Below are 11,456 nucleotides of genomic sequence, written 5' to 3'. Positions count from 1 at the left end.
GCCGCCACTCCTCACCCGGGGCTGCTCCGATGAGGGGCATCGTCCTCGCGGGTGGTTCGGGGTCGCGGTTGTGGCCGATCACCAAGGGCATCTCGAAGCAGCTGATGCCGATCTACGACAAGCCGATGATCTACTACCCGCTGTCGACGCTGATGATGGCCGGGATCGACGAGGTCCTCGTGATCACGACCCCCGAGTACAACGACCAGTTCCGCGCCCTGCTGGGCGACGGGTCGAGCCTGGGCATGCGGATCGAGTACGCCGTGCAGCCCTCCCCCGACGGGCTCGCGCAGGCGTTCCTGATCGGCGAGGAGTTCATCGGCGACGAGTCGGTCGCCCTGGTCCTGGGTGACAACATCTTCCACGGCACCGCCCTGGGCACCGCCCTCGCGGCGAACACCACGATCGAGGGCGCCGTCATCTTCGCCTACCAGGTCGCCGACCCGCGCGCCTACGGAGTCGTCGAGTTCGACGAGCACTTCCGAGCCGTCTCCATCGAGGAGAAGCCCGAGCAGCCGCGGAGCAACTACGCCGTGCCCGGCCTCTACTTCTACGACAACTCCGTGATCGGGATAGCCAAGAGCATCAAGCCGTCCGCGCGCGGCGAACTGGAGATATCGACGGTCAACGAGCGGTATCTCGAGGCCGGTGCTCTCACTGTCCAGGTGCTCGATCGGGGAACGGCCTGGCTCGACACCGGGACCTTCGATTCCATGATCGAGGCGACGGAGTTCGTGCGCGTGATCGAGCAGAGGCAGGGATTCAAGATCGGCTGCATCGAGGAGATCGCCTGGCGCAACTCCTGGATCGACGACACCCGCCTCGCCGAGCTCGCCGCACCGCTGGTCAAGAGCGGATACGGCGCCTACCTCCAGCAGCTGCCCGCTCTCGCGCGGGGATCATCCTCCGTCTGAGCGCCCACCGGAGTCCGCCCGTGTCGTCGATCGCGACCCGGGCGTCCGACGCCTTTCGTCCCTTCCTCGAACCAGTAGGAGCACTCGTGCGGATCCTCGTCACCGGCGGTGCCGGCTTCATCGGCAGCAACTTCGTCCACCTCACCCTGCGCGAGCGCCCCGACGTCCGGATCACCGTGCTCGACAAGCTCACCTACGCCGGCGACCTCCGCTCGGTAGCGCCGGTGTCGGACCGGATCACCTTCGTCGAGGGCGACGTCGCCGACGCCCCGCTCGTCGACCGGCTGGTCCGGGAGTCGGATCTGGTGGTGCATTTCGCCGCGGAGTCGCACAACGACAACTCCCTGGAGGATCCGGCGCCGTTTCTGGCGACGAACATCCTCGGGACCGCCGCCCTGCTCGAGGCGGTGCGCCGGCACGACGTGCGGTACCACCACATCTCGACGGACGAGGTGTACGGCGACCTCGAGCTCGAGGACCTCGCGCGCTTCACCGAGCACACCCCCTACAACCCCTCCAGCCCCTACTCCTCGACCAAAGCCGCCAGCGACCTCCTCGTGCGCGCCTGGGTGCGCTCCTTCGGCGTGCGCGCCACGATCTCCAACTGCTCCAACAACTACGGCCCCTACCAGCACGTCGAGAAGTTCATCCCCCGCCAGATCACCAACGCCATCGACGGCATCCGCCCCAAGCTCTACGGCACCGGCGCCAACGTCCGCGACTGGATCCACGTCGACGACCACAACACCGGCGTCTGGGCCATCATCGACCGCGGCGAGATCGGCGAGACCTACCTCATCGGCGCCGACGGCGAGAAGAGCAACCTCGACGTCGTCACCCGCATCCTCACCGCCTTCGGACAACCCGAGGACGCCTTCGACCACGTCACCGACCGCGCCGGACACGACCTCCGCTACGCCATCGACTCCACCCGCCTGCGCACCGAACTCGACTGGCGCCCCCGCTACACCGACTTCGACGCCGGACTCGCCGCCACCATCGACTGGTACCGCGCCAACGAGGACTGGTGGCGCCCCGCAAAGGCCGCCACCGAGGAGAAGTACGCGGTGCGGACAGCGTGACCGGACCGTACTCGAGGTCGGCCGCTGCGCGGAACCGGGGACCAGTGGCCTCGGCCGGATCGCCCTGCCTCCGTCACCGGAATCCGCGCGCCGCCGGACTCCGGGGGACGGGGCGTGCCGCATGCTGATCGTCGCCGCCGCCCTCGCTCTGCTGTTCCTGGTCGTCACCTTCCCGCGGCGCGCCGTCGGCCTCCGCGGCTACGCCGTCGGCCTCTCGATCTTCGTCCTCGGCATCGGCGCGAGCACCTCCGCTCCGGACGCCGTCCGCTACGCCTCGACGGGCGTCGCTGCGGTGTTCCTGATCCTGGCCTGGGCGTTCGGCGAGCGGACGCGGCCGAGGAAGCGCACGCGGCTCCTCCTGCTCGCCTGGTTCGTCTGGACGACCGGGGTGAGCCTCCTGATCTCCTCGAGCTCCCCGGCGACCGTCCTCGCCCTCATCGCGGTGCCGCTGCTGCTGTTCCCCGTCGTGTCCCGCCTCGGCGAGCAGGACCTGGTGCCGCTGCTGCGCTGGACGGCGCTCACCGTCCTCGTGCAGGTCGCCGTCGGCATCGCCGAGCTCACCGTCCTGCCCGAGCCGGTCTGGGGCTACCGCAACCTCACCACGGCGGGTCTTCCCGTCATCCGGTACAACCCGTTCCTCCCCGGCCTGATCCGGATCCAGGGCACGACCGGCCACCCGATCATCTTCTCGCTCATCGTGATGTTCGGCTTCTTCCTGATCCTCGCTCTCGGGTCGAAGCTGTCCCGAACGGTCCGGCTCGTCTCGCTCGCTGCTGCGGTCGCCGGCCTCGTCCTCTCGGGGACGCGCAGTGCGTTCGTCGCAGCGGCCATCGGCTTCGTCGTCTACCTCTTCTTCGCTCCCAACACCCGGACGCGGGTGAAGAACGTCCTGATCGTCATCGGGGCGGGAGTCGCGATCTTCCTCGGCGACTTCGGGCTCTCGGCCGTCGCGACTCAGGCGGCCACCTCGGACTCCTTCGGCCACCGCCTCGAAGGATGGGCGAGCGCGGATCAGCTCCTGCACCGCGGCTCTCCCACCGGAGCGATCGGCAGCGGCTTCTTCTCGGAGCTGAGCATCTTCGCGCAGGGCCTGCTGCAGCAGGACGGCTTCCTGGTCATCGACAACCACTTCATCTGGACGCTCGCGATCAGCGGTGGCATCGGGCTCGCCCTCATGGTGCTGGCGATGGGGGGCGCGTGGATCGGCTCCGACCGCCTCGGCCGGGCCCAGGTCGCCGTGATGCTCGCGATGGCCTTCTCCTTCGACCTGATGACGTGGGTCGTCTCAGTGAGCGTCTTCGTGATCTCGCTGACGCTGCCGCCGGACCTGATCGCGCTCGCCCGCCCGGCTCCGCCCCGCGAAGCGGAACCGCCTCCGACGCGGCGGGGGACGCCGAGTCCTCAGCGCGGAGGGGACCGCACCCGCGTGAGGACCTTCCCCCGCTCCTCGCGGTGACAGCACGCTCCCCCTTGCCCGACCAGACCGCACCAGACCAGCCGATCGGAGCTCACATGCCTGAGATCATCGACACCGAGACCTTCGTCATCGGCGATTCGACGAAGACGAACTCCCTGGGCCGTGCGCTGAGCATGGCGCTCACCGCGGCTGAGCTCGGACGCGTGCGGGTTCTCGCCTTCGAGGACGGGGAGCTCTGGGCCGGAGCGAGACAGTTCCCTGCGGAGGTCGTTCCTTTCGGTCGGAGGGATCTGGCGCGCATCGAGCGGGACGTCCGCGCGTCAGCGTCGGAGCGGAGGACCATCGTCTGGTTCTCGAAGGGGACGGACCCCCTGCCGCGTCTGGCTCGGCGCCTCTCCCGCATCCCGAACACAGTCGTGGTCGCGGATTTCGACGACGACGACGTCTCGATCATGGAGGCCTTCCGATCCGAGTCCCTCCTCAACCGGGCGAAGGCGAATCCGCTGCGCCGGAAGGCTCCGTCCCGGCTCCGCCGGAGCCAGGCCAGGATCGCGCGCGACGCCGGCCTCGTCACCTTCTCGAGCGCGGGACTCCGCGGGGTGTACGCCGAGCGCTTCGATCTCGGTGACGCGTCCGCGGTCATCCCCCACACCCGGGTGTCGACGACGCGTGATCGGCCGCGCGGGCCCTCCACCGACGGCCGTCTGACTCTGGGCTTCATCGGGACCGTCCGCAGCTACAAGGGCGCGGACACTCTGAACGCCCTGCTGCGGGCCGATCCGGACGTCGGCATCGTCACCTTCGCCCAGTCATGGACGCCGCCCTCCGATGTGGCGGCGCAGTGGGTCATGCGGCCTCCAACGACACCGCTGTCCGAGATCTACGCGGACGTGGACGTGCTCGTCCTCCCCATGGACATCCGCAGCCCGGCAGCGCTCTACCAGCTCCCCGCGAAGCTCGTGGACGCGGCCGTGTTCGGGACTGCCGTGGCGGCGACGCCGACCCCGCCGATCGAGGAGTTCGCGGCCGGAGCCTTCCTGCCGGTCACCGACTGGTCGGATCCCGTCGGCGTCCTCGCAGCGATCAGAACCGCCGACAAGGAGCAGCTGGGAGCAGCGCTCCAGGCGAGGTTCACCACTCTTCTCTCCCCCGAAGCAACAGCCGACACTCTCGACACCGCTGTCCAGAAGGCACTGATCAGAAAGAGCACCCACCGTGCATGAACGACCGGCAGCCGTCCAGGTCCCCCTTCTCTCCGTGAAGGTCACTCCGATGACCGCTGCGGGAGTCGCCGACCTCGTGTCGAGCGAGCCCTCCGGGCCGACGCTGATCCTCAACCACAATCTGCACAGCAGCTACCTCCACCTCAAGCACGCCTGGTTCCGCAGGTTCTACGAGCGCAGCGACATCGCGGTGATCGACGGGTGGCCCGTCCTGGCCCTGGCCTCCCTGAAGCGCCGGGTCACGACCGAGGAGCGCATCGGGTCGACCGATTGGATCCACGCGCTCTGGTCCGACACGCGCTCGCCCGGCCGCCGGGTCTTCATCCTCGGCGGCACCGAGGAGATCAACGCCGCGGCCGTCAGCGCCTGGAGCAGGGCGCGTGCCGTCGACGACGTCGCCGGGATGTCCGGGTACTTCGCACGGGAGGACGAGGAGTCGGTGGTCGACGCGATCCGCAGCCACGCGCCGACCCTCCTCATCGTCGGCCTCGGGATGCCGAAGCAGGAGCGATTCCTGGACGAGCACTGGGACGACCTCCCCGACGCGTACATCGCCACCGTGGGCGGGGCCGTCGACTACATCGCAGGCGCTGTCGAGCTGAGTCCGCGCTGGCTCGGCTCGGTCGGCCTGGAGTGGGCGTGGAGGTTCCTGCACGATCCGCGGCGCCTCTGCACCCGGTACTTCGTGGAGCCGTTCGCGCTGGCCGGACTGATCCTCCGCAACACGCTCCGCGGAGCGGGGACCCGATGAGCCTCACCACCCGCGACGTGACCACCGTCGTCCCGACCCTCGGCAGGCCTGCGCTCGCCCGCGCTCTGCAGTCGGTGCGCGGACAGACGGGCGCTGGAGGCCGGACGGTCGTCGTCCTCGACGACCCCTCCCGCGAGAACCACGTACGGAGTCTTCTCGAGGACGAGGTCCTCCTGGTGACGGCGGGCAGAACCGGCGGGGCGAACGCCCGCAGCACCGGAGCCCGAGCGGCCGAGACCTCGCACGTCGCGTTCCTCGACGACGACGACTGGTGGGAGCCGGAGAAGCTCGCTCGCCAGGTGAAGGCGCTCTCCGAGTCCTCGGCCGATCTCTGCTACACCGCCACCTACTTCCACGAGTCGGGCGACGGCGTGCGCCGACTGCCGACGCGCGAGCTCGCGGCGGGTCAGTCCGTCGCGTCCTATCTCGTCGCCCGTCCGAGCCTCAAGCACGGCACGGGGTACATCCAGACGAGCTCCCTGCTCGCGAGCAGGCGCCTCCTGGACGAGCACCCGTGGGACCCCTCGATGAAGAAGCACCAGGACTGGGACCTCGTCGCGCGGTGGGCTGCGGCCGACGCGCGGATGACCTACGTCCCCCTCGCTCTCGTGCACGTCCAGCAGGGTTCCGCCGCCTCGATCTCGAAGACGGCGGACTGGCGCGCGAGTGCCGCCTGGCTCGCCCGCCACGGCGACGCCCTGGACTCCCGCGCCTACGGAGACTTCGTCGCCACGCAGATGCTGCGGGGCGCCCTCAGCGCCCGCGATCCGCGCGGAGTCGCCGCCTCGGTCGCGGAGCTGTCCCGCCGCCGACCCCACGTCGCCGCGATGATCGTGGGTCTCCACGGTCTCGTGGAGAAGTAGATGCGGGGAGCCGCTCCGAACGGTCCGCGGCGCTCGAAGCCGATCCTTCGCCTCCTCGGTTTCGTCCTGATCCCTCTGATCAGCGCCCTGAGCCCGCTGATCGTCATCCCCTCCATCACCAGCTCCTTCGGAGCGACGGCGTGGGCGTCCGTCGCCGTCGCCCAGTCCATCGGGTCCGCCGCAGCGGTCGTCGTCGAACTCGGCTGGGGCCTGAACGGCCCCCAGCGGATCGCCCGGATGGGGCGGCGGGCTCGATCGCAGACCTATGCTCTGGCCACGGCGACGAAAGTCCTCGTCTTCCTGCCGCTGGTCGTCCCCGTAGTGATCGTCACCGGCCTGCTCGCGCCGGCGGATCCGGTCGCGGCCGCGTGGATCGCCGTCGCAATCGCACTGAGCACGCTGTCGCCGGCGTGGTTCTTCATCGGCGCAGGCCAGCCGCGGAACATCCTGCTTTTCGACGCTCTGCCCAGACTGGCCGCCAACGGGCTCACCGTGCTCCTGATCAGTGCCGCGGGAGCGCCGCTGGCGGTCTACCCGCTGCTACTCGCCGTCGGTACGATCGTGCCTCCGGTCCTCGGCTGGTCCGCTGCAGGGAGCCGACTCGGGTTCCTGCGCTCTCTGGGCCCGCGCCGGATCCTCCGTGCTGTCCGCGCGCAGAACGTCGCCCTCCAGGGACGACTGGCCAGCGCGGCCTACATCGCCCTGCCGGTGGCGATCGTCGGAGCGGCCTCGCCGGGAGCTCTCGTCGTCTTCTCCGCCGCGGAGCGGCTCCAGCGCCTGGTGCTGGCGCTGCTCGCCGCCTTTCCCAACGCGCTGCAGGCATGGGTCGGTGCGCCCGGATCCGATGCCGACCGCTTCCGCCGCATCGCGCGCGCCGTCGGCGCCAACGCCGTCCTCGGGCTCGTCGCCGGAACCGGCTTCGCCTTCTTCGGGGGCTTCGCGGCTCAGATCCTGTTCAGCGGGGAGATCACCCTCCCGCTCCCCATCACCGCTCTCTGCGGAGGGGTCATCGCCATCACCTGCGTGTCGCGGGCTACCGGCGGTCTCGGCCTGGTCGCTCTCCGTCGCCTGAAGGCGCTGCGCAACAGCGCGCTCGTCGGAGCGGCGACGGGGCCGGTGCTCATCTGGCTGCTGTCCCGGACCTTCGGCGCGCCCGGAGGTCTGGCCGCCGAGGTCGTCACCGAGCTCACCGTCCTCATCGTCCAGATCGTCTTCCTGCTCCGCGCTCGGAAGCGCTGAGCCCGTACCCGGAGCGGACGACCCGCGTCTCCTCCTACCCTTTCGAGGGTCACCGGCCTCGAGGCTTCGTCAGTCCGGCCCGATCGCTCCTCACCGTGGATACCGTCGCAAGCGCACCGCATCGGCAATCCCGGGAGGACGCGCCATCATGCTCGACGCCCCTGAAGCGACTCCCCTGCACGACCGCTCTCACCGACGGCCGGACCGGTCCTCCTCCTCGCGCCGGCGGTTCCTCCGCTTCGGCAAGGCGTTCGCGGTGTCCTCGGTCATCGCTCTGCTGGCCGTTCTCGGCGCGGTGTCACCGGCCGGCAGCGCAGCCGCAGCGGGCACGGGCCCCACGGCCGCCGACGTCACGACGGCGCACCCGAGGCTCGAGCTCGACCAGCAGTCGGTCGTCGATCTGCGAGCGTCGGTGTCGTCCGATCCCGCCGTCACCGCCGTATGGAACCGCGTCCGCGCGGAGGCCGACCGGATGCTCACTGAACCGGTTCTGAAGCGGAGCTCTCCGGACGGCATCCGCATCCTGGAGACGTCGCAGACCCTCGTCCAGCGCGCCCGGACTCTGGGCATCAGCTATTTGGTGACCGGGTCCCCCGCCTACGCGGACCGGCTCTGGCTCGATCTCGACGCGGCATCGAAGTTCGCCGATTGGAATCCGGATCACTTCCTCGACACCGCCGAGATGACGCAGGGGATGGCCATCGGCTACGACTGGCTCTACGCCCGCTGGACACCCTCCCAGCGGAGCACACTGAGCTCCGCCATCCAACGGCTCGGCCTCCAGCCGTCCGTGCCCGTCTACTCCGCGCCGGCGAACACCTCCGGCCCCTATGCGCACGGCGGCAATTGGGCCGTCGTCACCAACAACTGGAACATCGTGGCGAACGGAGGGATGATCGCCGGTGCAGTCGCGACGGCGCAGGACAATGCGGGCCTCTCCGATCGGATCCTCGGCTACGCGACCCCCAGTCTCCGCCGGGGCCTCGCGCAGTTCGGGCCCGACGGCGGGTACGCCGAGGGGCCGACGTACTGGGAGTACGCGACGCGGTATCTCGCCTCTGCGTTGAGCACACTCGATGTCGCAACCGGGACGGACTGGGGCCTGGCAGCCTCGCCCGGCGTCAGCACGACGGGCTACTTCCCCGTGCAGATGCTCGGGGCGTCGAAGGAGATGTACGACTTCGGCGACAGCGACTCGACGCAGCTCAACCCGCCGTCGCAGCTGTACCTGGCGAAGAAGTTCGACAACGCCGACTTCCTCTCCGTCGGCGGCAAGCAGACCGGCAGCGATGCGCAGCGGCTCATCTGGTACCAAGCCGCCACGACCGCCGCGGCCGGCCCCGGGGCGTCGAGGGACTCCTTCTCCGCAGCCGCCGGCGTGAGCACGATGAGATCGTCCTGGGACGCGGACGGCACCTCCGTCGGCTTCCGCTCGGCCAGCAGCCCCACGAGCGGGCACCAGCACCAGGACTCCGGCTCCTTCATCCTCGACGCTCTGGGCGAGAGGTGGTCCTCCGACCTCGGACGGGACGACTACAGCCTCGCCGGCTACTTCGAGGGCGAGTCCCGGTGGACCTACTACCGGAACAGGCAGGAGGCGCACAGCACCCTCCTCGTCGACCCCTTCAGAAGCTCGACCGCCTACGCGACCGGGCGGTCGACGATGGTCCGCTCGGACGCCAACGCCTCCTCGTCGCTGGCGGTCAGCGACCTGTCCGCCCTTCTCCCGGGCGGCACCACCTGGCAGCGGGGCGTGAAGCTCTTCGACGGACGCGACCAGTTCCTCGTTCAGGACGAGGTCGAGCGGTACGGCCCCGTCGAGGCGCTCTGGTCCATGAACACCGAGGCCCTGATCGACGTCTCGGACGACGGCCGCAGCGCCACCCTCTACCGCGACGGCCAACGGATGCTGGCCCGCATCGTCACCGACGACTCCTTCCGGTTCTCCGTCATGGACGCCGCTCCCCTGGCCACCTCACCGCGACCGGCCGGTCAGAGCTCGAACCTCGCCGACAGAAAGCTGACCATCGCGGCCTCCGGGACCGACAGCGTCCGGATCGCCGTGCAGTTCTCCCCGCTCCACGGCGACGCCCCCGTGGCAGCGGCAGCCCCGGTCGTCGGCCTGTCATCGTGGTCACTGGATGCGGTCGGGACGAGCCGGGCCACCGGCGTGACGGTGGGCGGCACCCCCCTCCCGTCCTTCGCGGGCGACGACGTCGCCTACACAGCAGCAGTCGACCCGACCGGCCCGGTGCCCGTGGTCGCCGCGCAGGCCGCGGCCGGATCGGTCGTCACCTCGACCTCGCCCGCCGCCGTTCCCGGCTGGGCCTCGACCACCATCACAGAGCCCGGCAGGACTCCGACCACCTACCGCGTCCTCCTCACACCGGGGCCGATCCGGATCGAGAGCGCGGTCGCCTCCCGGACGACGGCGGGGTCACCGGAGGTGACTTTCGACGGGACCGAGGGAACGTACTGGTCCACGTGGGGCGACAACTCGATCACGTGGCAGCTCGCGCGCGCCACGGCGGTCGAGCGCCTCGATCTCTCCTGGGTCGCCAACTCCAGTCGACTGTCGAAGTTCGATCTCCTCAGCTCCCCCGACGGCCGGACGTGGACCGCTCGTACCTCCGGGTCCTACCTCGGGACCGGCGGATGGGCCTCCGTCGCTGCGGCGATGCCCTCCGATTCCCGGTTCGTCCGCCTGGTCGGTCACGGGGACGGCACGAAGGACGTCTGGACGGCGCTGCGGGAGGTCAGGATCTACAGTTTCACCGAGGACGCGCACGTGCACGTGCCGGACAAGAGCCTCTCGTTCGCGACGGCCGCGATCTCCGCGTCCGAGGTGCAGGCCGGCGCAACGGCCGCGGCCTCGGCGACGGGTACCGGGCCGGACGGGCGGACGCTCCCCGCGTCCTCGGTGAGGCTCACCTGGGGCTCCTCCGATCCCGCCGTCGCCTCGGTCGACCGGTCGGGTTCGGTCACCGGGCGCACCGCGGGGACCGCCATGATCGGCGTGCTCGTCGAATCGGGCGGCGTCATCCGCTCGGCGAGCGTTCCGGTGACGGTGGTCGACAGGACGAAGGTCCGTCTCTACCCGACCGCCGACTCCTACGTCCAGGGCGGAGCATCAGCGGGCACCAACTACGGCGCCATCACCGGAATGCTCGTCAAGACCAGCGCCTCCACCACCACCGACCAGAGCTACACCCGCGTCGGCTACCTCCGCTTCGACCTCAGCGCCCTCCAGGGCCGCACCGTCACCGGCGCCACCCTCACCACCACCGCCGCCATCACCGACAACGGATCCCCCGTCCTCCTCGACTTCCACGACACCCCCACCACCTGGACCGAGAAGGGACTCACCTTCACCAACCGCCCCGCCCTCGGCCCCATCCTCGGCAGCACCCTCGTCGACACCACCAAGACCACCCGCACCACCGACCTCACCGACGCCCTCGCCGCCAAAGCCGCAGCCTCCACCCCCACCCTCTCCCTCGGCATCGACCAAGCCCACCTCCCCCCGGGAACAGCAGGCAGCGTCGTCCGAATCGAGACCCGCGAATCCACCACCACCCCCTACCTCGACATCACCTTCGACACCCCGCCGCCGGTTCGAGCGCCGCTGTACCCAGGCGAGGTCGGGATCGCACCGACAGTGACGACGCTCGACCTCGGCGCACAGGTCCAGCTCGCGCCGACGGCCACGGACACGACGGGTGCGCCACTGGACAGCACCGGCGTCGCCTTCGCCTACTCCTCGTCCAGCACCCCGGTGCTCGGCGTCGATCCGACCGGCGCACTCACCGCGCTCGCGCCCGGATCCAGCACCCTCACGGTCACGGCGACTCTGAACGGCGTGACCGCGTCGGCGAGCGTTCCGGTGACGGTGGTCGACAGGACGAAGGTCCGTCTCTACCCGACCGCCGACTCCTACGTCCAGGGCGGAGCATCAGCGGGCACCAAC

At 70.1% G+C, this 11,456-nt stretch carries 8 protein-coding genes; all 8 read left to right on the top strand.

Features of this window, described 5'->3' with window-relative positions; translation table 11 throughout:
* The first annotated feature begins 29 nt into the window (after positions 1–29).
* A complete protein-coding gene (gene rfbA, locus C5C82_RS06755; protein WP_104354834.1) occupies positions 30–914 on the top strand; it encodes a glucose-1-phosphate thymidylyltransferase RfbA in 885 nt (294 codons plus the stop codon).
* 86 nt (positions 915–1,000) lie between these two features.
* Complete coding sequence (rfbB, locus tag C5C82_RS06750) at positions 1,001–1,996, top strand: dTDP-glucose 4,6-dehydratase (RefSeq protein ID WP_104232716.1); 996 nt, start codon at positions 1,001–1,003, stop codon at positions 1,994–1,996.
* A 121-nt stretch (positions 1,997–2,117) separates the two neighbouring features.
* Entirely contained in the window at positions 2,118–3,452 is a 1,335-nt protein-coding gene (locus C5C82_RS06745) for an O-antigen ligase (protein WP_104232717.1), read from the top strand.
* Positions 3,453–3,508: 56 nt separating this feature from the next.
* On the top strand, positions 3,509–4,636 hold the full coding sequence (locus tag C5C82_RS06740) for a hypothetical protein (protein ID WP_104232718.1): 1,128 nt from the start codon (positions 3,509–3,511) through the stop codon (positions 4,634–4,636).
* On the top strand, positions 4,629–5,387 hold the full coding sequence (locus C5C82_RS06735; protein ID WP_146078400.1) for a WecB/TagA/CpsF family glycosyltransferase: 759 nt from the start codon (positions 4,629–4,631) through the stop codon (positions 5,385–5,387). Before C5C82_RS06740 ends, C5C82_RS06735 begins: the two co-directional genes overlap by 8 nt.
* Positions 5,384–6,250: a glycosyltransferase family 2 protein gene (locus C5C82_RS06730; RefSeq protein WP_104232720.1), complete on the top strand. Its 867-nt coding sequence runs from the start codon at positions 5,384–5,386 to the stop codon at positions 6,248–6,250. Before C5C82_RS06735 ends, C5C82_RS06730 begins: the two co-directional genes overlap by 4 nt.
* The gene (locus C5C82_RS06725) at positions 6,251–7,489 is read left to right on the top strand and encodes a hypothetical protein (RefSeq protein WP_104232721.1); all 1,239 of its coding nucleotides are present in this window, start codon (positions 6,251–6,253) and stop codon (positions 7,487–7,489) included.
* Between the two features lie 148 nt (positions 7,490–7,637).
* Positions 7,638–11,456: DNRLRE domain-containing protein (locus C5C82_RS06720; RefSeq protein ID WP_104354833.1), on the top strand; the 3,819-nt coding region annotated here is incomplete at its 3' end.

The organism is Rathayibacter sp. AY1D5, assembly GCF_002932515.1.
GTDB lineage: Bacteria > Actinomycetota > Actinomycetes > Actinomycetales > Microbacteriaceae > Rathayibacter.
Note: the sequence above shows the minus strand (reverse complement) of the source record. Positions and strands in the feature narration are given on the sequence as shown.